The following is a 25,648-nucleotide window of genomic DNA, read 5'->3' on the forward strand; positions in this document are numbered from 1 at the left end:
GCGACGGCGTCGATCCCTATGCTTGAATTGCCCAGTGGTCGATATAAGGAATAACCCCGCCGCCCCCGGAGCCAGCGAACTTTTCCAGCTCCTGCGCGACGGACAGCCCCGCACCCGCAGCGAGCTGGCCGACCTCGTGGGGGTGGCCCGCTCCACCATCACGCTGCGGCTGGATCTGCTCATGGACCTCGGGCTGGTGGCGCCCATTGAAGACGCCGTGTCGACCGGCGGGCGGCCCTCCTCGCGGTTCGCACTGCAGACCGGGGCGCGCGTGGTCCTGGGGGTCGACGTCGGCGCGAGCCACCTGCGTGTGGGCCTGACCGATCTGGCCGGAACCTCCCTGGCCGATGCCTCCCGGGACCTGCCGGTGAGCGACGGTCCGGCGGCCGTGCTGGACACCGTGGTGGAGCTGGGGACTGCACTTCTGGCTTCGACCGGCCGGTCCGCCGCTGAGCTGCTCGCCGTCGGCGTCGGCCTGCCCGGGCCCGTGGAGCACCGCTCCGGCCGGCCGATCAATCCGCCGATCATGCCCGGCTGGCACGGCTTCGACGTGCCCGGCTACCTGCAGGAGTCCTTCCGCGTGCCGGTGCTGGTGGACAACGACGTCAACGTCATGTCGATGGGGGAGCGCGAGGCCGCGTGGCCCGACGTCGAGAACCTGGTGTTCGTGAAGGTCGCCACCGGCATCGGCGCCGGGATCATCGGCAACGGCGCCCTGCTGCGCGGGGCGGACGGGGTAGCCGGGGATATCGGGCACATCCGCGTGCCGTCCGGGGAGGACCTGCTCTGCCGGTGCGGGAACCGGGGCTGCCTGGAGGCGCTCGCTGCCGGGCCTGCTGTGGCTTCCCGGCTGCGGGGCCTGGGGCTGTCCGCGGATGATGGGCGTGACGTCGTCGCGCTGGTCCACTCGGGCAACCGCGAGGCGGTGCATGCGGTGCGGCAGGCCGGCCGTGAGGTGGGCGAGGTGCTCTCCGCGTGTCTGAGCATGCTCAACCCCGAGGTGATTGTGTTCGGCGGGTCGATGGCGCTGACCGGCGAGCACTTTATTGCCGGGGTGCGCGAGGTGGTCTATTCCCGGACCATGCCGCTGGCTACGCAGCACCTGCGGATTGTGCAGTCCGCGTCCGGGCTCGACGCCGGGATGCTGGGCGCGTCGCAGCTGGCAATCCAGCATGCGCTGTCCGCGGGGAGCGTGGAGCGGATGCTTGCGGGGCGGGTGGGGGTTTAAGGGGCTCTAGAATAAGGAGACCTAACCACCGGAGCAACGAGAGACACCGCCATGATCACCACGCCCATCACCCCGTCTTTGGTCCGCGGAGCGGCCGAACTTGAAACGACGCCCCGCGGTCTGCGGCCGCACCGGCTGCCGGCATCGGTGCGCGAGCGGTTCCCCGATCCGCAGCTCATGATGGCCGAGTCCCAGCCCTCCGGCGTCCGGCTGGCCTTCACGACGACGGCGGAGCACCTCGAGGTGGTCCTGCATTCGACGCGCGTGGTCTACCTTGGGGCGGATCGGCCGCGGGGGCATGTGGATCTGCTGGTCGACGGCGAACTGCTGCACAGCGACGAGCTCACCGGCGGTTCGTACACCGAGGTCAACTTGTCCACCGGGGCGGCCCGGCAGGTGGAGGGAGAGTCGCACGCGAGTGCCTTTTCCTTGCCGGCGGGCGAGAAGGTGGTGGAGATCTGGCTGCCGCACAACGAGTCCGTGGAGCTGGTGAAGCTGCACTCCGATGCTCCGGTCTCGCCGTATTCCTCGGACCGGCCGGTGTGGCTGCATCACGGCAGCTCCATCAGCCACGGCTCCAATGCCGCGATGCCGTCGGGGATCTGGCCGGTGGTGGCCGCGCGGATCGGCGGGGTGGAGCTGCACAACCTCGGTTTCGGCGGCAGCGCGATGGTGGATCCGTTCACCGCGCAGGTTCTGCGCGATACTCCGGCCGACTTCATCAGCGTGAAGCTGGGCATCAATGTGGTGAACTCTGACGTGATGAGGCTGCGGGCGTTCGTTCCTGCGGTGCACGGGTTCCTGGACACCATCCGCGAGAGGCATCCGGAGACTCCGCTGGTGCTGATTTCGCCTATTTTCTGCGGCATTCACGAGGACACTCCGGGTCCCGGTGCGTTCGATCCGACGTCTTTCGGGACGGACCAGGTGCGGTTTGTCGCGACCGGCTCGCCGGAGGGTGTGGCTGCGGGGCAGCTGACGCTGCGGGTCATCCGGGAGGCATTGGCGTCCCTGGTGGAGCGCCGGGCGGAGGATCCGAATCTTTACTTCCTGGACGGGCTGGAGCTATATGGCGCCGTCGATGCCGAGGCGCACCCGCTGCCCGATGCGCTGCATCCGGATAGTGCCACTCATCAGTTGATGGGGGAGCGCTTCGCGAAGTATGCGTTTGCGGGGGAAGGGCCGTTCGGCGCGCGTTGACATGACTAGTTTTGTCCGAACGCTCCGGATTGCCAGTACTTGCCCTTAACGCGGACACCGTAAGGCACTAAATAAACCGACGGTCTATCCGTAGGCTCGGTGGGCGTTGGTTCGGTGATTACCTTGCCCAAAACCGCATATACTGTTCTGGCAATTGGGCAGTTACCCGATAGCTACATGGGGAAACTGCACTGACGCCTGAAGTTCCGCCCGCCGTATCTCGGCGTGCTCACAGAATTCGAATCTGCCGATTCCCTTGTTCCAGCTACACAGAAACAAGGAGGTCAGCGTGGCAGACGAAACAGAATTCCGGGCGAACATTCATGGTGTGAGTGAAGCAGCATCACCCGACGCGGACATGGACACCACGGAGAGCACAGCCGTAGAAGTCGAAGGAACTGCACCCGAGCAGCAGTCCACGCCTTTGACCAGGATCTGCCCTAAATGCAGTGTTCAGAATTCGGTTCCTGGCGACTTCTGCCCGAATTGTGGTGCTTCCTACAATCGCAAACGTCTCCGCCTGAGCAAGAAAACCGTGGTGGTTCTCCTAGCGGTCCTAGTTGTCCTCGGGGCAGGGACGGCAACTACGCTCGCGGTCCAGCATTCAAAGGAGGTTGCCGCGCAGGAAGAAGCTGACCGGAAAGCGGCAGAGGCAGCGGAACAGGCTGCAGCAGAAGCGAAGCAGCTACAAGAAGCTGCTGAAGCGGACGCAGCGGCCCAGCGCGCGGTGCGTGCAATGATCGTTGATGGCTTGGAAGAATCGGTGCAGAAGGATGCCACCGAACGCGTAGATGCAGGGCGTTTGGACGGGCCCATTCAGCGGACTGAATGCACACCCTTGGGTGGAGGATCAGTCGATGACCTCACCGCCATAACAGGAACGTTCGAATGCATTGCGGTGAACGAGAAGAAGGATGACGGATCTGAAAGCGGATACGTTTTCTCGGCTACCGTCAATTGGGATGCAGCCAGTTACAGCTGGCATCTGGGGCGATAGGGTCTGCTTCAGGACAGCGAGATGCTGGCGGAGCTGGTGCCCCCAGCTCCGCCAGCATTTCCGTAGAGGGATGCCACGGCTGGTTTGCGCTATGTCTTCGGTCATCTGCTGGCCTATATCCAGCAAGCTCCCCGGGGACCATTCGGAGTCGGCCAGCGCGTTTTGGTAGCCCTCGGTCAAATACGTACGACTGGCTATCCGTCGACAGTTAGAGAGCATCGGCGCCCTCGGACTGAAGCTGCGGCTGCCACTCCTGCATCCGGTCCATGGCACGTGCCACCTCCGGTCCGCCGGCCTCGGCAATAAGGTCCGGATCCCCGGTCCGTCACCCAGCCCTTGAGGGCGTGCTGCGCGCTTTGGGACTGGGCAATGGGGCTCTCGATTTTATGTTTGCCGTGCCGGTCCGACTGGTACCACTGTCCCTGCTCGACGGAGATCTTGCCGCCCTTGACCTCAATCGCAGCCAACCCGACCCCCGGCCACAGCACCAAAATGTCGATTTCATGCTCGGCACGTCCGAGGCGCACTTGGACGGAGTGTGCCAACACGACGCCGTCGGGCAGTTGGACGCGCAGGGCAACCCAGACCGCTCTCAGCGAGCCTGCCTTCGCCGAACAGCGGCTCCTCCGGTATCCACTTCACGGTTCCCCCTCGTGTGCCGGCGGTGCGCCAGGCGTTGTGAGCAGGCTACCGCGGAGCGAGGGGAAACCGAGACACTGGGCGAATAGCCGCGTGATTATCGCCTTTGAGCGGCTGCTGAACCCAATTCGGAATGCGCAAGAAGACTGACGGGCTTAGTTCCAATTGGGCCAATTCCATGAACGCTTCGGCTACTGTCCGGAAATTGTCGGTGCCCGGAGGTATCTTGTTGCTCAACAGCTGTGTTGATGCATTCATGGCCAGACACAGGGTTCGATATCAAGGGGGATTATCAAATGGTTACCGTTGTGCAGGCTGGGCGTATAAAAGAAGCAGGTTCCCGCGTCGATTCAAAATCAGAGTTGGTGCTGTCCGCGGATGTCGGACGCGAACACACGCTACGACGTCTGGATTCCCGCCCGCGAATGGGCCAGGGTCCGGTCCGTTGCCGAGTCCATGAATACCCCGAATACGGACACCCCGGATAGCCTGCAGCTGCGCTGGCCCGTCGACCCCTGGCCGGTGACCTTCACGTTGGAGGACAACGGTGATGCCACGTACTCAGGCGACGTCTACTGGTACAACAACACCATTGGCGAATCCACCGGATATGACGTGTTCCAAAGGCACGGGTGGACACCGGAAAAGTTTGCCCGGTTCATGCTCTCGCGGCACACTATGCATCTCGACCTCGGCGGGCGGAAACACCCCACCCTCGCGGCCCTGGCCAGCTACCTGCAGACGCCGATGGTGGTGGACGAAGATATGGGAACCTTCCATCGAACCTCTCTTCTCAGTCCAGACGGCAACGTCGCCGTCGTCATGCACGAAGGCGGGCCGGGAACCATTGAAGAAATCCGGGACGCCTTCTTTACCCATAACCTGGATGCCGTACTGGCCGTTTCCGGTGTGTCCCTGAACAGCGAAAGTCTGGGGCGCACCGACACCGTGAGCGGGATGGCTTCCGGGCGGCAGACCCAAATCCGTGAATGGATGCAGGCCCACGCCGGCGGGAAGCTGCAAGCCCCCGACGGGGCGGAACTGGCCTGGAACGACTTCAATTTGCCCTACAGCGACGACATCAGCGATAGCCGGCCGGTCGTCGCGTGGGCCCGCAGCTCCAAGCACCTGTACGAAGTGGTTTATCCGACCACGGAACAGGTTGGACCGTTGGAGATGCTGTGCGCCGTCGACGGGGAGATGCAGTCCTATGTTGACCCGGACACGGGCGTGGAGGTGGGGCTGGGTGCCCACGGTGCCGATTGGGCCCAGTGGGTACTGCAGCATTCCGTTCCGGAAGACCGCCGGTCGCCGAAGCAGCCGTGGGAGGGCAACAGTCCCGAAGCCCGGCTGTATCGGATGGAACACAACATTGTCGGCTACGAGGACCACGAGACGGGCACCTCCCAGTTCGGGTCCGCCCTGGAACTGCACACCTGGCTGAAGAGGTCTTTGGGAGACCACAACGCGCCGTTGAGTGTCTATCTGCTCGACGATGTCTCGTTGATGCTGACCGAGGACACGTTGCCGGTGCTTGAGGAGCACAGTTTTGAGCGGACATCGGGTCCCGGGGTAAAAGTCCGCTACTCGACGCAGGTCTTTTTTCCCTGGGTCAACGTTCTGGACTGGCGAAAAGGCAACCATGAAGGTCATTCATGGAACTCTTCCCTGTCAACCGCCATGGACGGAGAAACCCTCGAGTCCTTTCTGGGCACGAACTGCCTGGATTTCGCCTCGCTTGAGACGCATTTGATGCCGGATGGAGCGCCGGTGGGGATGAATTCTTGGTTCCTCATCCATCTTGAAGGCACCAGGGTGTGCCTTGCGTTTCCGGCCATCGGCACGATGCTCCAGGTCAGCACCGACCACGACGGAGCAACGGCGCAGATTGCGGCACGGGAATACAGAAGCCGCCGGGAGCGGCTCGACCTGGAGGATCGGTTCCAGGAGAGATGGGCGAATTGGCTGGATGATGACCACCGGCTGACGCATACGGAACTGCGGGCGGGGATGGAAGCCCTCGCAGAGTTGATTAGGGAGCGCAGCGAATGATTGGAACGAAGGATGACACTACGGCCGGCACGGGGACGGCGGCAGACTTTGGTTCCCTCAGATGTCTGTGGCCGGAATCGGTCTGCGTCGATCCGCCGACGCACTTTGTGTCCCAGGAGCTGGCCGACGGCCGAGACGCTGAAGTGTTCTGCGTACGCCACTACGTGTTGACGTTGGCCCGGCTCTGCGAGGTTCATCTGCCGCTCTGCGAAGGGGACTTTGCCGGTCATGTCGACAGCCACGGAGAGCTGTAGCACCCGAACGAGGGTATGTGGTTGAGGATTCGCTGGCAGGCGCAACGGGCAGCTAAAGATTACCCAATTGGGAAGTGTGCTTTCGAATTGTTTGGATCCCGCATGAAGTGCACTGTTATCCGCGTCGCTTTTGAGTATTAGTCTCTGCGCTGTTATAAAAGCAGGGCACGCATACGGCTAGGCTCGCGGAATTTTTTCCGCACGCCTAGTCTCAAAATGGGGGAAATAAGTGGATATCTTTGTAAATCTGGCGGAAATTCTGTCCGCCGTCGGTACCGTGGGGGCGCTGTTCTTCATTGCCAGCCAGACGAAGCAAGCCAACAATGCGTTAGATCAGGCGCAGGAAATGCTCCGCATTGAGCAGAAGCGCGAGTTGCGTGCGGAAGTAGACGAGACCCGCCAGCAGGCCTCGGGCATCGTCTGCTGGCCTGCCATCATGACCACCGAAGAAAATAAGCAGGTCTGGGGTTTCGTCGTTGCGAATACGTCGCCTGCGCCGGTATTTGAGTTGAAGGTCTTCCGTGAAGCGGGCCGGACGAACCGAGGGGTAGTAATATCCTCGGTTGATAAGGGTGCGGCCCTACTTGCCCCAGGCCGATACTTCATGTCCGACCGGAAAGACGAGCGGTTTATGACCCTGCTCAAGGGCGACGAAGCTGCACCTCTTCTGGGAAATTCCGGCTACTCGGCGTCGCTGACGTTCACCGACAGCAATGGGAAGACCTGGACGAGGGACGCGCGAGGAAGCCTGTCTTCCCTGGAATCGGCCGTCAAAGCGGCGTAAACATCCGCAGCACCAAAGCCCTCCAGCATCCGCCAGGATGCTGGAGGGCTTTGTCGTGACCGGCCAGCTGCAATGCGCCCGGTGTTAGCCCCGGGTCCGTCGCAGGACCTCGGCACCGCTCGCCCGGCAGAAAATCAGCACCAGTTCGCTGACCTCCTCACCGGTGATTCGGCCGATCATCTTGGCGTAAGTGCCCAACTGCCGCCAGTACGCAGCCGCCTGCTCCTCGCTGACGCTGATGTCGGTCTTGAAGTCGGCAACGATCAGGGTGCCGTCATCCTCCCGGTACATCAGATCAATGATGCCCTCCACGGTGTGGCCGGTCTCCGGCACTACGACGGGCAGCTCCAGCCAGTGTTCGCGTTCGGCAGCCCGACGGACCGGCGTACTTTCCAGGGCGGCCCGGGCGGACGCCTCCAGATCGGCAGCGTTGCGCAGCCCCGCACCGGCGGCGACGGCGGCTGCCAGACCGGGAAGTGACGGAGACAGCTTCAGATCCGTGAGTTCGAGCAAACGGTGCAGCGAGGTGCCGAACACCGTTCCGTGTTCCTCCGGCTTACCGCCAAACCCGGGAAGCCGTTCCTCTTCCCCTACGGGAACCGTGAACGTACCTGCGGTTCCGTAGTCCGTCGTGACCCCGGCGTCGCCGCCCTTGGCAAGGGCCGTGACCGAGGTACGGGACACTCGTGCCGACGCCGCGGCCCACCCGGTGCTCGAGGTCAGCCAGTCGGCAAAGTCCGGTACCGGATCGGCCGAGGCCTGTGCCTTGTGCAGTGGCCGGAGGTCTTCGGGTAGTTCCAGATCCGGGGCCAGCTCGAGGAAGGTGTTCTCCTTGGCCAGCAGGCCGCTAAGACTGCTGGGCGACCCGTTGTAGTGCGAGACCACCAGGTGGCTTTCGGCCCGGGTGCAGGCCACGTAGAGCAGCCGACGGCGTTCCGCTTCCGTGAACATCTTCTCCGTCCCGGCAGCTTCCTCGTAGCCATGGGTTTCGACGTCCTTGTGGAACCGGACATAGACGTTGCCCGCCGCGTCCCAGAGCGCAGGGGCGGACGAGTGCATGGGAGCGGAGCCGGCCCCGGCCAGGACGACCATCGGGAATTCCAGGCCCTTGGACGCGTGGATGGTCATGATCCGCACCGCCTGCATGTCCGTCTCGGGGACCATGGCCTCCTTGACGCGGGCGTTTTCCTCCTGCTGTGAGGCCGCCCAGGCCAGATAATCCCGCAGGCCGCCGTGGGTCGCCTCGGACCAGGCCCGCGCCTGGTCAATCACGAACCGGATCCGCCGCCACACGTCACGGTAGCGCGGGGTGTCGGTTGCCGCTTCGAGCACCCGCCGGTCGGCGGCGATCTGCTCGATCAGCTCTGCCGGCGAGAGCAGCTGCTGTTCCCGGTGCAGGGAGCGAAGGTAGCCCAGGGCCTTCCCCACGGGGGAGTCTTCCTGTCCCTCCGGCACCCGTGCATATAGGTTCCAGGCTCCGCCGGCCTGCTTCCAGCGGAAGAGGTCGTCGTCGCCGCAGGCAAAGAGCGCGGAGCGCAGGGCCAGCACGAGGGCCGCCTGGTCGGCGGTGTTGGCCAGCGTCCGCAGCGCCAGCAGCAGATCGGTCACTTCCTGGGTGGCGTAGACCAGCGAGGACGCTTCGGCCCGGTATTCAATGCCGGCGGCGTCGAGCGCGTCCTCCAGGTAGGGCAGTGCGGTGCGGGTGGGCAGGAGGATGCAGACATCCTGCAGCTCGAGCGCCCGCCGGGCAAAGTCGTCCTTGTTCCCGGCCTGATGCTGCCAGGCGTCTGTGCCGCCGCTGCCGGTCGCCACCCGGATGGCCGCGGCGACGTCGGCGGCTTCCTGCCGGCTGCGGCTTGCTGCGCTGACTTTGCCGTTCTCATCCGGAGCGGGATCCGTGCGTCCCAGTACGACGACGGCGGGCCCGTCGTCGTCGTTCCAGGCCGGCCGGTCGGGGTCCGGCACCAGGGCGGCGTAGCCCGGCTGGACGGTGCCGTTGGGTTCAATCAACTTGTTGAACACCTTGTTGATCCAGTCCAGCAGGGGCCCCGTGGAGCGGAAGTTGGTCTGCAGGGCGGCGATGTGGGAGCCGGGATCCGCCTCGGCGCGGGCACGTGCGGCGAGGAACGTGGCGATATCGGCGCGCCGGAAACGGTAGATGGACTGCTTCGGATCGCCCACCATGAAGAGGCGTCCCGGGGCTACCGGGAGGTCCTCCCAGCCGGCGGTGCCGCAGCTGGTGTCCGCGGCGAGGCGGACGGCGATTTCAGCCTGGACAGGGTCGGTGTCCTGGAATTCGTCGAGCATGAGATGGGTGTAGCGCCGGTGCAGGGGCAGCCGTGCGGGGGCGTCGGCTTCCGTTTCGCCGACCAGCAGGTCGCGGGCATGGACGAGCAGGTCGTGGTACTCCAGTTCCCCGCTGCGCTGCCGGACCTTCGCGGCTGCCAGCAGGACGTCGCCCAGGACCGCGCTGACCGTGTTGACGGCCGGGGACACCAAGTCGGCGATGAGTCCGTTCCGCTCTTCGACCAGTGCCAGGAACTGCTGCTGGACGCTTTCGACGTCGCCGCCCCAGTTCTTTTTGGATCCCTTCCGGGCGTAGCCGGTGGAGGGCAGGGCGTTCAGCACGTCGATGATGCGGCCGAGGTCGCCGGAGCCTGAGACTTCCTGCAGCCGGGTCCGCCATTCCTCCACGATGGGGAAGCGCGCCATTAGCTTGTCCGCGGGGTCGGTGCAGTCGGCCTTTCGTTCGAGCACCAGCTCGGCGGCGCGGAGCAGCGGGCCGACGTCGAGCACCGGAACGCTCTGCCGCTGCGGCGGGTGGGTCCGCAGCCGGTCCCAGTTGCCGTCCAGGGCAGCGGCGACCTTCCGCAGCTGGTCCAGGGTGACACCAACGGCGAGCAGTACCCGCAGCGCGGCGTCCGCCGTGGGATCGGTGAACAGCGCCTGCTGCGCGTCTTCCCACCGGCGCTCGAAGGCGATCTGGGAGCGGAGCTCGTCCACCACGGTGATCAGCGGTGGAACCCCGGCCTCGATGGGGTATTCGCTGATCAGCCGGGCAGCGAAGGAGTGGATGGTGCCGATGGGCGCGGCATCCAGCCGGTCAAGCGCCGTATTCCGCCGTTCGGTCCCGGTATTGTCCAGCCCGGCGGTCTTGCCCAGCTCGCTGCGCAGTCGGTCCCGGAGTTCCCCGGCGGCCTTTTCGGTGAAGGTGATGGCCGCGATGCCGCCGATGTCGACGCCTCCGTCCACCAGGGCGGCAATGCGTCCGACCAGGGCATGGGTCTTGCCGCTGCCGGCGCCGGCCTCCACAAACACGGTGGTGCCCAGCTTTTCGGCGATGTCTTTCCGGGCCTGCTTGTCCTGCAGGGGCTTCTTAGTGCTGCCCGGGTTGTCCGGGGAGGCTGTGACTGTCGGCTGGCTCATTTTTCCTCCTGGAAGAAGCGGGAATAGTCGCTGAGGGCGGGGTCGTCCTTGAGCCGCTCCCAGGTGTGCCGCACTCCGGCGGCGCCCATCAGGGTGGTGTGGTTGGTGTACCGGTCCGATTCAGGCCGGGGCGGGAAGATCCCGGCCTGCAGTGCGGCCATGACCAGTCCGGCGTCCTCGCGGAGCCGGGTTTCGACGCCGGCCCCCACCTCATAGCCGACGTGTTCGTACTTCCCGTCGGCGGTGATGAACCGGTATTCGGCGCGGACCTCCGCGCCGGGATCGGTGGAGAACCGTCGGGCAAACAGGCCGTAGACCGGCAGCTGGAACCGGGTGCCGCCCGCGGTGGGATCCTCGCGGGTCAGCTTCTTATACTTGTCCGCCTTGCCGGTTTTGTAGTCAATGACAAGCACCTGGCCGCTGGAATGCCGGTCCACGCGGTCCACCTTGCCGCGGAAGCGGAGGGTGCTGCCGTTGGGTAGGTCCAGTTCCACCGGCGGTTCGCCGTCCTCGGCGCCGAACTCGGCTTCCACCGAGAGGTGCTGCCAGCCGTTCTCGCGTGCCTGCTGGTCCGAATCATGGACCTTTTGCAGGTCGGTGCGGATCCGGGATTTGTCCCGGTCCCAGGTGTGCAGCAGCCAGGCAGGATTGGTGGTGGACTCGAAAGCGGCTTCGGCAATTTCCAGCAGCCGTTGGGAAGACACTGCCTGGCTGCCGTCGGTCAGGCCGCGGACGTAGTCCTCGAGCACCTTGTGCATCAGGTTGCCACGCTGCAGGTTGCTGATCTGGACCTCGAGGGTTACGTCCTCAAACAGTCCGGCTCGCAGGACACGGTGCAGGAAGTAGGCCAGAGGACTGATGACCCAGTCCTCAAGGTTGGTGGGCGAGATGGTCCGCTGCGGATCGATGATCGGTCCGGAGACGCCGGTGAGGTTGCCGTTGAAGCGGGAGAAGGTCCCGTTCCGGCGGTCGGTCCGGACTTCGGACACGGTATCCAACACGGTGTCACCGGTCAGGGACCCGGTGCTCAGGAGCCGGCGGACACGCCATTCCTGCCCCGTGGCGGCCACACCCGTGGGGGAGCCGTGCATCAGGCCGTGCGCGAAGGAGGGCAGAGCCGTCACCGTGGTGCCGGCCAGCCAGCGCGAGGCCTGGAGGGTTCCGCCGGCGCGCAGGTTGCCGCGGGGAAACAGGATGGTGCGTTCGGCGCCGGTGGCGAGCAGCTGCCGGAACTGTTCCCGCCGGGCGGAGGATCGTTCGTGGATGGTAGGCAGCTTCACCGCCAGCAGATGGCCGGCACTGTCGGGAAGCAGCGGGTTTTCCCGGATACGGGCGGGAGCGAGCCCGTCCGCCGCACCGGTGATGAAGACGACGTCGAGATCCCGGCCCACGCCGTCGTCGTACGATCCCAGGACCACCCCGGTGCCGCTGCTGCCGGTGGAGAAGCGGCGAGCATCGATGCCCGGGGCGACGGCGGCGCGTACCGCCGCAGCGGAGGGCGCCGGGGCAATCCCGTGCAGCAGCCCGAGGTCACGGAGCACCTCCTCGAGGGCTTCGCGTGCCTTGGCCAGTTCCGGGCGCTCCGTCTCGGACCGGGGACCCAGGAATTCCGTGACGAACTCCGCCAGGGTTCCGGCGGCGTCCGTCCAGGTCCCGGCGGTGAAGACCTCGGCCAGCCGTTCGCCCAGGACTCCGACGAAGCCGGTGAACTGGGCGTAGTCCTGCTGACGTTCCTGCTCTGCCTCGGTTGATTCGCGGTCTTCGTCCGCTTCCTCCTGCTCGGCCGGGGGAGAGGCGTGCAGCCGCTCGCAGACGGCGCTGCTGGGCAGGTTTTCCTCGCGCCAATGCAGGACACCCTGTGACATCACGTCCAGGATCACCCGGACATCGGGGTTCGCCGGATCCAGGCTGAGCAGGTTGCCCAGCCCGCGGGCCAGCCCGGTATCGGCAAGCGCGCGTGCGGACGGCCCGGCAAAGCTGATGCCGGCTTCGTCGAAGCGTTGGGCCAGCAGGGCACGGTACGGCTCGGCGGCGGAATAGAAAACTCCGATCCGATGGCCCGGCGTGCCTGTTCGAAGCTTTTCGATGACCAGGCGGACGACGGCGCGTGCCTCGTCGTCGGCGTCGGAAGCGCTGAGGATCTCCTCGCCGGGGGCGGGGGAGGAAGTGGCGGTGAGGTAGGTGACTCCTACCTGCTGGTCCAGCGCAGCGCGGAAGGCTGCGGCGGACGGGTCCTGCTCGTCGGCGAGCTGGAAACCTATCACCGGGCCCAAAAGTCTGCGGATCCGCGGCGTCTGCAGGGCTCCGGCGGCAGCGGAGTAGAGGTCATGGCTGGTGTACCAGCTGTCCCCGAGGATCCCGGCGGCGGCCCGGTGGACGCGGGCAACCTCACACACCAGCGGCGACAGACCGGTCAGATCGTCGGGGCAGGCTGCATCCAGGGATGCGGAGGTCGCGGCGATGGCTCGTGCGGTGGCCGGCTGGTCTGCGACCTCGGTAAACAGTCCGGGTGCGTCGGCGAGCACGGCGGTGACAGCACCTTCGCGGACCATCGCCGGGAGCGGAGCGCGGCCGGCCAGTTGCCCGTCGGTGTCGGACAGTTCCTCGGCCAGATCGCCCAAGGTCGTGGTGCGGACGGCGGCGCTGCCGCGGCCGTCGTTGAGGGCCCTGCCCAGATAGTGGGCCAGGTCCAGTGCGGCTACCAGGCTGGGCGCCAGGACGGTCACCGGCTGCAGCGGTTTGCCCTGCTGGGCCTGCGCGACTGCTTCGGCCAGGGCCTGAAGTGCTTCCGGTGTGCTGTTGTAGGTCTGCGTGGACGAATGGTCCTCCGGCGCAGCGCTAGTACTCAATGAATCCGTACTCAATTAACTCCCCCTTGTTATTAAGTGTTCTTCAACCTAGCAGTAGGTGCTGATGTCTTAGCGGCGGCTTGCACGGGTCTGGAGAATTACCATTCCCAGCCGCAGCCATTGTTCATGCAGTGCCACGTTTTGGGATCGTCTGAAATGACCATGCAGCCGGCCGGCTACACCTTCGGTTTAGGGTTATCAGGGTCGCGCCCATAGGCCGCGGACGATGCGCCAGGCCTCGTGGGAAAGAATAGGACACGCAGCGGTGTCATCTTCCGTTGCCACAGGAGATCCGGACCCGTTATTTTCCAGGGCGGACGGGGAGTCATTCTCGCTTCCTGCTGCACTGGCCGGCCCGCCGGATGTGGCTGCCGAAGTGGCTGCCCGATTAGGCCACAGCGCTGACGGCTTGAAAACGAGATCCGGCGTGTGGGCCTGCTGGCGGAGGCTCGATAATGCTGCGAACTGAATAACATCAGTTCATCGCCCGCGCCCGAGAAACCGTGCGCAAGGTGCTGGAATGATCGTGGAATCGGAACGCTGATTCATTCGGCGTGGCTGGAGAGATTGGTCTGTCCGGAGTTCGACCTGAACAAGATGAACCAGCGAGCCGGCACCATGCTAAGGCTCATCAATCTCAAGAGGTTCCATGTGGACCGGGGCGAGTTCTTCCGGCTGATGCCGCAGGATCCCATAATGTCGGCACCCTGCGGGAAAGTGACCAAGTCGAGCTGCGGAAGATGGAGCACTTCAGCTTGGTAGACATCGGAAACGCCAGGCTGAGCTCTGTCGGGAGGCCGCCGGCCGGTACCGAAGGAGATTAAGAGGCGGACAGTCAGGTTATTCGGAGGCAAACGAGTGGTCACGGGTATTAGCGGCGGCCCGGTGACGCCCAAGCAGCGTTGATCGATGCGGGAAAACTGTCCCGCGCAGGGAATAAGCTTATTGTGGAGAACTCAAAACATTGAACCTGAACTCGCACCACCCTCTACTGTCGGATAGCAGCAAGGAGTCTTAGGGTGCAGGCATCTCATTGAGCGCCTGAAACCCGCCCATCCTGCTAAAAACTCAGAAAGAAAATTATGTCATTTCAGACACCAAAAAGCGTTGAAGAATTTCTAACTGCCATTCATCAACGCGACTACCTTATGCCTGCCATACAACGCGAGTTCGTATGGGGTCCAGATCAGATCATCAGACTCTTTGACAGCCTAATGCGAGGCTACCCAGTAGGGTCATTTTTGCTCTGGGATGTCAAGCACGAAACTGCACAGTCATACACGTTCTATGAATTCTTGACGCGTTACCATGAGCGAGACAACCCCTACGCTGCCAAAGCAACAGTGCCGGCGGGTTCGGGAACCACTGCAGTCCTTGACGGCCAGCAACGGTTGACATCACTGAACATTGGCCTGTACGGCAGCTTTGCCGAGAAGAAAAAGTACGCATGGTGGAATAGTTCTGATGCTTTCCCCGTAAAGCGGTTGTACATGAACCTCACTGAGGAGCCTGAAAATGAGGAGCTGGGCCTTAAATACGACCTTAAATTCCTAACCGATTCAGATGCTGAAGCCGCTTCTGACGCTGAAGATAAGTGGTTCCGTGTCGGGGCAGTCCTTGACCTTCCAGACTCGGGCCCCGCAGTCATGAAGGAGCTCGATCGGCGCGGAATCAGGAACTCTGGAGAAGCTTTCCAAAGGCTGTACGACCTCTATCAAGCTGTCCGCGTCCTCAAGCCAATGAACTACTTTTTGGTTAGTGACCAGGACCCGGATAAAGTCCTTGAGATCTTTGTCCGGGTGAACAGCGGGGGAACTACCCTTTCATATTCGGATTTGCTCCTCTCCATGGCCACCAACCAGTGGAAGGAGCTCGATGCCCGTGAGGAAGTGCGCTCGATTGTGAGCGAGCTGAACAGCAATGCCGGGCGTCAGTTCTCGTTCTCCAAGGACGTCGTCCTTAAAACGGCACTTAGCATCGCCGGAGTGGATCTCAGGTTCAAGGTATCCAACTTTACTCAGGCGAACATGGGCAAGGTGGAAGAGGCGTGGCCCGAGATCAAGGGTGCGCTTCTCCGGGCCGCCACTCTGCTCCAGCAGTTTGGTTATAACGAGCGTAACCTCACAGCTAACAGTGTCATCGTGCCTATTGCCCAATACCTGTATCTTCGTGGGGCTAATGATTCGTACCTCGATTCGACTGCTGACTCGTCCGATCGCTTGGTCCTACAGCGGTGGGTAACCCGTTCACTCATCAAGCGAGGGATTTGGGGCTCAGGGCTTGATACGATGCTTCTGCGAATTCGCGAGATTCTCGTTGAGAGCCACTCATGTTTCCCGGTAGGTGCTATCGAAACTGCTATGGCCGCAGCGGGAAAGAGTCTATCGTTCGATGCTGCTGAAGTAGACGAGCTTCTCAACCTGAAATATGCCGGACAGCGAACCTTCTCTGTACTGTCGATTCTCTACCCAGGTCTTGACTTGAGTAAGAAGTTCCACGAAGACCACATCTTCCCGAAGTCTCGCTTCACAAGGAAGAAACTAGAGGCAGCAGGAATCCCGGCTGGCAAGGTCGAGGACTACCTGGGAGCGGTGAATCTTCTGCCCAACCTTCAGCTCCTGGCAGGGACAGCGAACATAGAAAAGCAGGACTCGTTGCCCTCGGAATGGATCGGGAAAGCGTTCGCAATCGATTCAAAGCGGGACGCTTACCTTGCCGATAATGACCTTGACGGTGTGCCGCTCGAGCTGGAGGGATTTGTCCAGTTCTTTGAGGAGCGCAAAAGTCGAATGAGGGATCGCCTGATCCAGGTGCTTGGGAGCACCCTGACAGAAGAGCAGGAGAAGGTTTAGTCACGGCACCCTGCTCTCAGAGCAGCCCGCCTGCTTTGCATGTTTAACGCAGACGATCTGCATGCTGCTACAGGCCTTGAGCCAATCGTAAGCGGATCATATGGCGTCCGCCGACAGCTTCTGGAACAGCTGTCGGCGGACAAAGATGCCTCCGACCGTGCTTGAGACTTCAACATCGAAACATGGGGAGATGCCTAGTTGCTTAACCCTCGAAGTGTTCGCGTGAACTGTTTGGTGCGTACACATATAGATCAGAGAAGTGCTGGCGTGTGGTTTCTACTTTCCTGCGGTGCGGGTATGCGGGATCCTTAAACCTTCTGTTATTCGTCCGGGAACACGATGCTCGCCAATGATGAGCCAATCAGCGGAAACATCTCACCCCCCTGCAGCGGGGCGGGTTCTGCGCGCATCAAGAATGGCAATTCCGGAGTAGTACATTGCACGAGCCCTTTAGGGCAGGTGTGGCAGAAGCAGACTGCTGGACCGGCATAGTCTCCGTTATATGTCTTTGCATCTAGGCGCTAGACTTTGCCTGTACTCTGAGCGATGCGTGACAGAGATACTGCTTTCCTGAGCTAGCAAATGCACAAACGACGAGGACCAACGTAACTGAGGACACCTTTACAAGCGTCTCCGGAGATCTGAGCACGCCACGCCGAGGACAGGTTGCAGGGCTCCGTATCAGTTCTCGATCCAAGCAGAGATGGCATGAACAGTTTTCCCGCCTCAGTCAAGGACTATAAAAGTCAGTGCCCGTGACTACAGTGCATAACTAAAGACAACCCTGGGGGGACATGGTGTTAGGCAACGGTGCCGGCAACGACGTCTATGAGCGCTGGAATGCGGCGCTAGCGAAGGCGTATTTCATAGAGGAAAACGCGGGCAAGCTCGTCTATCTGGATAAAGACGACGAAGCCTTTATAGTGGCCGCGGCATCTCTAGACGTGGCCGTGGATGAGGCAACGGAGTCCCTAGCCTCCGCCGTACGCAGCCGGCTGCTCTGGAAGCGGGCGGGCGTGCCGATGTTTGCCTGGTTCGACAGAATGACCGAGCAATGGCTGGAACACCGAAATGCCGCAACCACGACAACGCAGGCGCCACCCCACATCGGTCTATTGACGGTTTTCTCGATGGCGGCGGAGACGATGGGGAATCCATCTAGCCGGTCGATGCAGAGTGAAGCGGGTTTCTACGGTCAGCTGGAGAACCTCCTCTCAGTTCCCGCCGAGGAGTCGCTTCGCCTCCGTACCTCGTTCAGGGCTTCGACCGAGGCATATTGGGAGGCGCTGGCGCTCTGGCTCGAGGACCGCGACGGCGCTCTAGGCCTGCCGAGCGCCTATGCGCTGACACACCGGTACGTGGGACTGCCGGTTTCTCAGGCACTCGTGCGGGAAACAGAACGGCGCAACCTGCGCCGCATGTTCGAAGAGCAGGGGCTGTTGCCGGGAACTGCTTTGGCTCACACCGAAATGTTCAACGCACTAGATGTCTGGATCCACAGTGCTCGTACATCCGCCAATGCGTCCATGATCAAGATGTGGGCCAACAGCGACACGCAGGACCGCATAACTGACATCGCACTGGCTGAACTGGCTGCATGGGATGGTCCAGGTGATGGAACTGATGGGCAGACCAATGTCTCTGCGAGAAGGTGCTTCTTTACGCTCAGAGAGAGCAGACAGCGCCTCGCGACTGTTTTTCAACTGGGGCTAGTGGCCAATGTGCAATTGGTCGCCGACGAAGAAGCGACGCTAGCAGGAGACCAAGAGGACATAAGCGTTGTTCTCCGGTCCGGCTCGCCAGGCCAGGCCGGCATAGATTTCAAAGGTGTGCTGCCGGATTACGCAAGTTTTCTCGAAGGCGCCGTTTCACTGACCACGCAGTCCGGACAAGCGATCAGAAGATTCCCCAAGAACGTTCTGATTCTGACTCGGGACCCTGTCACCGAGCGCTACCTGGAGACGGACCGGATAGCCCCGGGCACCCCCGCGCGGGTCTTAGTCCGTTTGCAAAGCGGCCTGGCAGATGCGGTGGAGAAGATCCTCATTGATTCGGCGCAGCCAGGCTATTCCAGGCTCCTCGAAGGTCATGCCGGATTGCCCGCAGGATGGGTCATGTTTGACCGCGTACAAGTGCTTAGAAGCCCGGCAGCTGAGCTGATTACGAGCAAGGAACTTGCTGGGTTTGAGCTCCGTCTGTCCGCACAGATGACGCTAAACGGAGGGCTCAAGCTGCCCGGCAGAGTCGCCCGGTGGAGCGCGCGTAGCCCCCTGCAGTTGGTTATCTCCTCAGACGAGGATGGCCCTTTCGAACTTGTTATGACGACGCTGAATGCTGACACTCTGCAGGCTGAAGAGAAGGTGCTCATACACGGATTGCACGCACCGTACGCAGTGATGCTCGAGGACCTCGACATTGATCGTGAGGACTTCAGCCTCTCTTTGCGCGCAGGGAAGAAGACACTGCAATCGATTTCAGTCAAACTTCGTGACTCTTCATCACCAAGAGCCGCGTCGGCGGCCGCTTACCGGTTCCTCTGCAGGGACTTTGGGGATCCCTCGTGGCCGGTTACGGCTGTCCCCGGCGTTGAGGCGTATCGGATTGGAATCGATGGTCTCCTTGTACAAGAGGAAGCGGCGGATGGCACAACGACGAGAGAAGTATCCATTCCTAGGACAGCGACATGGTCAAAGCGGAGTGCGGGAAATATTAACCGGAATGTGCTTCGACTTCCGCCTCCTGGCCCCACTTCCTGTCTGATAACAGGAAGGCACCATTTCATCTTTCCGACGTTTCATGGAGGGTGGCCGCAGACCAAATGGATATATGGGGAATGCGAGCAGTGTCGGCTGAGCAGCCGGGCTCCAACGCGTTTCACCAAAAAAACAACCCAGCGAAAGTCACTGCCAAAGCAAACCCCGCTCCCTCCACTCTCGGCTAAGGAAGAACCCAACTGGGAGGCCCTCATGGATGCCTTGGCCTACATCGGCTCAGGCACAGCCAAGGAATTCTCAGGGCTGGCCAGACAGCATGAAGACACGCCTCTCTTCGAGAAACGGTTGCTCACGGCACTCGAAGCGCTGGCATACATCGAGGTTCAGCGCGACTCCTCACATCGTCTCACCCACTGGGAAATGGCAGCGAGCAGCATTGGTGGACTCAGCGACGGTTCTTGGCTGCTTGCAGGGTTGTGGGACCGGGAAATGGTGGCTTCTGTCGAGCAGGCAGCCCAGGCGCGCGGAGGACGCATCGAGCAGATCGAGGTAGCGACTCACGCCAGCAGAATCATTCGCGGCATGGAGCAGACAGCAATCGCGGAGCTTGCTGCTGACTTGGAAGTCGTACTTCGCCCGGGCGCAGCGGATGCTCTCGCACGGGTGCTCCCAAACATATCTACCGTTGGACAATCTCTGGACCGTTCGCCACTGCCGGATGTGCACGAGTGTCAGTTTTTTGAACCGGTATCCGCAAGCTGGGTTGACGTTGACTCCGCCGAGCATGCAGGGCTGTTCAGAAGCCGTCACGGATACGTCACTCACTATTTCTTCCGTACCCCGGCAGACGTTAGAAACGGCGCAGGAGCAAGGGTCGACGTCGAACTCGGGAAACACCTGGCCGCCAATCAAATCGGGCACCATTTAGCCGCCTACGATCCTGAATCGCAGACGATGTCCGTGCCTCTGGGCGCCGAACTCCCCGGAATCTACGGACGCGCCGCGGTCATGGCCTCCGGAAGGCTCCCTGAATCTGATTTCCGAACATCATCACTGAATTACCGGGGAGTGGAACCTCAGACTGCCCGCCTTTTGATTGGAAAAGTTGCCTCATGAGCCTCGTGCCCACGCCTACATCCGTCTCGGCCGCTCTGCGCGATGCCTTCCAACGCTATTTCAGCACCCACTACCGGCTCAGGTCCCCAGGTCTAACCGCCGATCGGGACGAGCTGGTCATGTCTCCTGGGCAGGTGTTCCAGGACCCTTTGATTGAGCCTGTCATCCCCTATCCGGCTACAGACGACCTCGTCCGCACCGCCATGCAGGCAGGGTACTCCGAGTCTGTGGCCAGAACAGTTGGAGACGCGCTTTTTCGGCAGTTCACAGCGCCGTCCTCCAGTCCACAAATCCGAAGCCACCAGGCCACCAGTATTACGGTAAACCGGAGGTCCGAGGAGGACGGACCTCAGCATGTTGTGGTGACCTCGGGAACCGGATCCGGTAAAACGGAAGCGATACTCCTGCCCATCCTCTTGCGGCTGGTGGAAGAAGCTCAGGCCTGGGGAACGCCCGGCCCCGTCAACCGGTGGTGGACAACAGATTCCTATGCCAGGCTCCGAAAAGGGGAGGACCGACCAGCTGCTGTCCGCGCGATGATTCTCTATCCCACCAACGCCTTGGTGGAAGACCAGCTGACGAGACTACGCCTCGCCTTCCGTCGCATCGGACAATCCGAACCGGCCGCCAGACTATGGCTCGGTCGTTACACGGGTGCCACTCCGGGAGGGAATGGTATTCCTCAAGGCAGCAGCGCCAAATCCAAGATTGCCAGGGCAGCCCAAGACCTGCAGGATCTTGAGGGTGAGTTCACTGATTTGGTGAGAGCCGGAGCCAGCGATGAGGATCTGGCTCTGTTCACCAATCCCGCCGAGCACGAAATGGTGGTTCGCTGGGACATTGTCCAGGACCCGCCGGATGTGCTCGTATCAAACTTTGCCATGCTCAACGCCATTCTCATGCGTGACTTTGAAAACCCCCTGTTTGCAGCGACGCGGGAATGGCTCAAAGCATCCCCAACGCACGTTTTCACGCTGGCCGTGGACGAGCTTCATTCTTACCGCGGCACATCCGGCAGCGAAGTTGCACTCCTCATCAGGCGTTTACTCAACAGGCTTGAGCTCACGCCGGACAGCCCGCAACTGCGCATCATCGGTGCGAGCGCCTCGCTCAATGCAGACGACGCTGGATACGAATTCCTGGAGGAATTCTTCGGCGTCGACAGGAAGCGATTCCACATCACGGAGGGGCAACGCCAAACCTTGCAGGACACGTTGCCGCTGAATCTCACTCACGTGCTGGAGGAAGACAAGGCAGACACACTGACGAAGAGGGCCCCTGAACTTGCTGAGGCCGTAGCCCGGGCCTGCTATGACACGGACGAAAAACGCTACCGCACCTACTCACTGACCACTGTGGCCGAGCGGCTCTTTGGCTGCCCAGACCCGGGTGCCAAAGGCCTGGATGCTGCCTTCCGTGCCATCGCACAGAGCGATCAACGCACCATTCCCCTTCGAGCGCACCTTTTCGCCCGGGTGCTCTCGGGTCTATGGGCCTGCAGTAACCCCACATGCGTAGGGGTTGATGACGGACGAGCGGATGCATATCGGACTGTGGGAAAAGTTTTCGGCCGCCCAGTGTCAATGTGCGATGCATGTGGCTCACGCGTGTTGGAACTCATTCTCTGTAGCGAATGCGGCGATGTGAGCCTGGGCGGTTACCGACTGCCGCTGCAGGGAGACGGGGAAGAGGCGCTGAGCTCTACACCCACCTCCATCATGTCCGAAAGTCCCGGGCTGGTGACCAGGCGGCGACGGGAGAGCTACCGGTGGTATTGGCCATCCCCCGACGGCACCCGACCGGTTGGGCAAGCGGAGTGGACCCATGCCAAGTTCAAACTGCAATGGGTCCCCGCACGTTTGGACGAGGCAGGGGTCCTTCAGATCGGCGCTGAGGAGGCCACAGGGTGGGTATTCCAGGCATCAGGAAAGGGCGATGCCGGGGCAACTCCGGCGCTGTCCAGCCGATGCCCTCGATGCGGCCAGTCTGGCGGGCGGCAGACCGAGTTTGAAACCGGCGCAGTGTCCACGCCTTTGCAAGGCCACGCCACTTCCCCGGCACAGGCCACCTCCGTATACCTGAGGCAGCTGCCGCGAACCCTCGGGGAAAAACCCGAGGACTACCGCACCATCGTCTTCACCGATAATCGTGACTCCGCGGCACGGACGGCTGCGTCGTTAGCGACCAGACAGTACAGCGATATTTTGGTGCAAATGCTTCACCAGGGTCTTGCGGAAGCCTCCGAGCAGGATCCGATTGACCTCGTTGACCGCTTCGCCCACGGCAGCGCTGACCTGACCCAAGAAGAAGTGTCCGTCGCACAACAAATTGTTCAGGAATATCCGACGGCGATCATTGCTGCAGTTCGACTCAGGAGCGGTTCGCCGACAGAAGCTGACCTGGAAACTGTTGCGCAAATCCGTCAGGGGCGCAGCGACACCATCGGCTGGTCCGAACTCCGGGCCAGAACCACAACAAAACTGGTGGACCTCGGACTCAGCCCGGGCGGAAGTGGAGCATTTGCTCAAAAGAAAGACGGGGAACCGTGGTACACGTACTATCCGTCCCCGGAACCGGGGATGTGGATTGAAGCGCCGGTCTCTGCCAGCGCACCCGCCCGTGATGCTTTTGCGAAAATGCTGGACCAGGAAATAGCGATGCAGCTTTTCGACTCCGGCCGACGGGATATCGAGTCGACTCTCCTGGCCTGGATCAAACCCCCGGCACAAGACGGTGGTCCTTTGGAGGCAGACGTGAGCATGCAGATCCTGGCAAGCTGTGTGCGCATTCTGGCTCTGGACCGGCAATATCAGGGCCATTGGGCGCTGCAGGATACCGGCACCAAAGCACCCACCGGAGTTAGCGGGTACCTCACCAAAGTCGCAGCCAAATTTGAGACTGACCGTGCGACGCTAGAGGCATGGGTCTACCGGGCACTGCAGACCGCCAACATCACTGATGGATGGGTCCTGAGGTTGCACGGGCATTCCAGTCAGATAGGTTTCGCACCAGCAGGGGAGCAGGTCTGGGAATGCCTTCGATGCGGCTTCAGGCATCTGCAACCGTCTGCAGGAATCTGCGCACATAAAGGTTGCGCTTCAACGGAGCTCGTCGAACGGAAGACCGGAGACTACGAGCAGGATTACTACAGCTGGCTGGCAGAGCAACCAGTTCGCCGGATTGCAGTCGCCGAGCTCACTGCTCAGACGAAACCGGCCGAGGAGCAGAGGAAAAGGCAGCGGTGGTTCAAAGGTGTGCGACTCCCTGCTCCACAGGAGAACGCGCGGACGTCGCAGCTGGATGTGCTCAGTGTGACAACCACTATGGAAGTGGGAGTGGACATTGGGTCTCTGAACGTGACGCTGATGGCCAACATGCCGCCGCAAAGATTCAATTATCAGCAACGCGTTGGCCGGGCAGGCCGAGCCGGCCAAGCCTTCAGCTTCGCCATTACATCGTGCCGTGACTCCGCGCACGATGAGTACTACTTCAACCACGCGGAGCGGATAACCGGCGACTTGGCACCTCAACCTTTCCTGGATCTGGGGCGTATGCGGATCGCCCAGCGAGTCGTGGCAGCAGAACTGTTGAAAAGGGCCTTTCTCTCGGTGCCTGGGAGCCCCGAATGGAGCAGTGAAAGCCTGCACGGGTCCTTCGGCAAGACGAGGGATTGGCCAAGGTACAGGAGCGGGGTGGAACACTGGCTGGCTACGAGCTCGCAGATCGACCCCACTATTCGGAGGCTCACGGCCTACACGAAGCTCACAGAAACTGAGGTTGAGGACCTGATCTCTTGGGCACGCGATTCCCTGTGTGAACGAATTGATTTCATCCTGAAACAGCCGCATGTCACTGAGGAGGAACTGAGTCAGGCACTGGCCTTGGGCGGCGTCCTGCCTATGTTTGGCTTCCCCACCCGAGTCCGGAACCTCTATCGGGACCTTCCGAGACGTAAACTAGACGATCAAGTCGTATCGGATCGGCCGCTCGGCATGGCTATAACCAACTATGCTCCCGGGGCGCAGGTAGTCCGGGACCAGCTTGTTCATACCTCCGCAGGGTTTGCGCACTACGTCCGGCAGGGCAACGGCTGGGTCCCGGCAGATCCACTGGGACCCAATCACCATGTCTCCCTCTGCCAGGAATGTGCCACTACCTTCATCGACAAGACTGTTGCCGAGTGCCCCACGTGCGCCGCGCCCATGCAGCAATTCCGCATGTACGAGCCACTGGGGTTCAGAACTACCTATGCGGAACGGCCGTTCAGAATCGACCAGTCACGTACCCATGCCAAAAGCATGCCGACTTTCGTGTCGGAGCAGGAAATGAGCCTGCAGTCCCGCGTTTGCGACGTGGATCTTCGACTTTACGAGCAAGGAAAGCTGGTGCAGTACAACGACAATAAGGCGAAACTGTTCAAGTTGTTGCGGCAAGCAGACAAATCTGTTGTTGCTTCGGACAAGAACCTGTATCCCTCGGGATGGCGGGACATGCCTGAGACTGGACAGGATCTTGGGAGTGCGGCCATTGGAGAAATCCGGACCACCGATGCCCTCACGGTAGACTTCCTACCGCTGCAGACGGCCGACGGCGGCATCCCCATCCAGCAGTCAATTCTCCCAGCCGGGCACGCAGCGCTCTGGTCACTCGCCGAAGTCCTTCGAGTAGGCGCAAGGGAACAGCTCGACATAGATCCTCAGGAGATCCAAGCAGGTCTCCAGTACATCACCGCGGGAGCTACTCCCACGGCGCGGGTTTTCCTAGCTGATTCCCTGGAGAACGGTGCTGGGTACGCCGTCGAAATTGGCAAGCCTGATGTTTTTCGTGAACTGCTGAGAAGCACGAGAACAGTCCTTCGCCAGCAGTATGAGGACCGTGCGCATATTTCATGTTCCGCCTCTTGCCCGGATTGTTTGCGGTCCTGGGATAACCAGCGGCTTCACGGTGCCCTGGACTGGAGACTGGCACTCGACATGCTGGACCTCTGTTCGGGTGCTCCGCTGGAAACTGAGCGCTGGTTCGAACGTCGGACCGAACTTGAATCGATGATGACCACCATCAGTCCGGGCGTCCGCGTGGGTTATGACGGTAGCGGAATCCCTTTGGTGAACATCCCTGAAGTTCAGACGACGATCGTGGTGAACCATCCTCTGTGGTCCCGGAACGAGGAGAGGTTCAACGACGAGCAGACACAAGCCATTGAGGCCATCCGTTTGGCCCGCCCAGGGGACAGAATCGCAGTCAGCGACTTCTATGACATAACACGGCGTCCGCTTCCTGTGTTGCTTGCTGCCTATAACGGGGCTGCAAATTACCTGAATGTGTAGGCCACACGGTGACGTGAGTGCTCGCGCTCACGTCACCGCGTGATGTGCCGACTTCCTAGCGCCCCCACCTATATCCATTTGGGCTCTGCCCCGCAGTTGTTCGCGCAACGTTGGGGAAAAGCGTCTTATCCGCCGCAGACCACTACCTCTTGTCGTTCTTATTTCTAACGGATGGTCTGCCATGACCGATTGATTAAGGCAGATATGTGT

At 61.7% G+C, this 25,648-nt stretch carries 12 protein-coding genes; 9 read left to right on the forward strand and 3 right to left on the reverse strand.

Annotated elements, in window-relative coordinates:
• The first annotated feature begins 43 nt into the window (after positions 1–43).
• From AC5RT8_RS05540 to AC5RT8_RS05550, 3 genes are all read left to right on the forward strand, one after another.
• Positions 44–1,228, forward strand: coding sequence for an ROK family transcriptional regulator (locus AC5RT8_RS05540; RefSeq protein WP_494095181.1), 1,185 nt, complete (start codon positions 44–46; stop codon positions 1,226–1,228).
• Positions 1,229–1,279: 51 nt separating this feature from the next.
• Positions 1,280–2,428: a GDSL-type esterase/lipase family protein gene (locus tag AC5RT8_RS05545; RefSeq protein ID WP_494094710.1), complete on the forward strand. Its 1,149-nt coding sequence runs from the start codon at positions 1,280–1,282 to the stop codon at positions 2,426–2,428.
• A gap of 289 nt (positions 2,429–2,717) precedes the next feature.
• Positions 2,718–3,425, forward strand: a complete 708-nt coding sequence (locus tag AC5RT8_RS05550) for a hypothetical protein (protein ID WP_494094711.1) — start codon at positions 2,718–2,720, stop codon at positions 3,423–3,425.
• Between the two features lie 194 nt (positions 3,426–3,619).
• Here the strand turns inward: AC5RT8_RS05550 and AC5RT8_RS05555 are convergent, their stop codons facing one another.
• Entirely contained in the window at positions 3,620–3,973 is a 354-nt protein-coding gene (locus AC5RT8_RS05555; RefSeq protein ID WP_494094712.1) for a nuclease-related domain-containing protein, read from the reverse strand.
• A 469-nt stretch (positions 3,974–4,442) separates the two neighbouring features.
• On the opposite strand from AC5RT8_RS05555, the gene AC5RT8_RS05560 reads away from it, so the two are divergent.
• The 3 genes from AC5RT8_RS05560 to AC5RT8_RS05570 all read left to right on the forward strand — a co-directional run bounded on the left by AC5RT8_RS05560 (position 4,443) and on the right by AC5RT8_RS05570 (position 7,154).
• On the forward strand, positions 4,443–6,116 hold the full coding sequence (locus AC5RT8_RS05560; RefSeq protein WP_494094713.1) for a hypothetical protein: 1,674 nt from the start codon (positions 4,443–4,445) through the stop codon (positions 6,114–6,116).
• A complete protein-coding gene (locus AC5RT8_RS05565; protein WP_494094714.1) occupies positions 6,113–6,370 on the forward strand; it encodes a hypothetical protein in 258 nt (85 codons plus the stop codon). The genes AC5RT8_RS05560 and AC5RT8_RS05565 overlap by 4 nt, the downstream gene beginning before the upstream one ends.
• Positions 6,371–6,599: 229 nt before the next feature.
• Positions 6,600–7,154, forward strand: coding sequence for a hypothetical protein (locus AC5RT8_RS05570; RefSeq protein ID WP_494094715.1), 555 nt, complete (start codon positions 6,600–6,602; stop codon positions 7,152–7,154).
• Between the two features lie 84 nt (positions 7,155–7,238).
• On the opposite strand, the gene AC5RT8_RS05575 is transcribed toward AC5RT8_RS05570, so the two are convergent.
• Positions 7,239–10,580, reverse strand: coding sequence for a UvrD-helicase domain-containing protein (locus tag AC5RT8_RS05575; RefSeq protein ID WP_494094716.1), 3,342 nt, complete (start codon positions 10,578–10,580; stop codon positions 7,239–7,241).
• Positions 10,577–13,444 (reverse strand): PD-(D/E)XK nuclease family protein, encoded by a 2,868-nt coding sequence (locus AC5RT8_RS05580; protein ID WP_494094717.1) that lies wholly within the window; start codon positions 13,442–13,444, stop codon positions 10,577–10,579. The genes AC5RT8_RS05575 and AC5RT8_RS05580 overlap by 4 nt, the downstream gene beginning before the upstream one ends.
• A 1,067-nt stretch (positions 13,445–14,511) precedes the next feature.
• Here AC5RT8_RS05580 and AC5RT8_RS05585 point away from each other — a divergent pair.
• The 3 genes from AC5RT8_RS05585 (at position 14,512) to AC5RT8_RS05595 (ending at position 25,438) form a co-directional block, all read left to right on the forward strand.
• On the forward strand, positions 14,512–16,281 hold the full coding sequence (locus tag AC5RT8_RS05585) for a DUF262 domain-containing protein (RefSeq protein ID WP_494094718.1): 1,770 nt from the start codon (positions 14,512–14,514) through the stop codon (positions 16,279–16,281).
• Between the two features lie 794 nt (positions 16,282–17,075).
• The gene (locus AC5RT8_RS05590) at positions 17,076–20,111 is read left to right on the forward strand and encodes a hypothetical protein (RefSeq protein ID WP_494094719.1); all 3,036 of its coding nucleotides are present in this window, start codon (positions 17,076–17,078) and stop codon (positions 20,109–20,111) included.
• Positions 20,108–25,438: a DEAD/DEAH box helicase gene (locus tag AC5RT8_RS05595; protein ID WP_494094720.1), complete on the forward strand. Its 5,331-nt coding sequence runs from the start codon at positions 20,108–20,110 to the stop codon at positions 25,436–25,438. Before AC5RT8_RS05590 ends, AC5RT8_RS05595 begins: the two co-directional genes overlap by 4 nt.
• Positions 25,439–25,648 lie beyond the last annotated feature (210 nt).

The organism is Arthrobacter sp. Ms25, assembly GCF_059090365.1.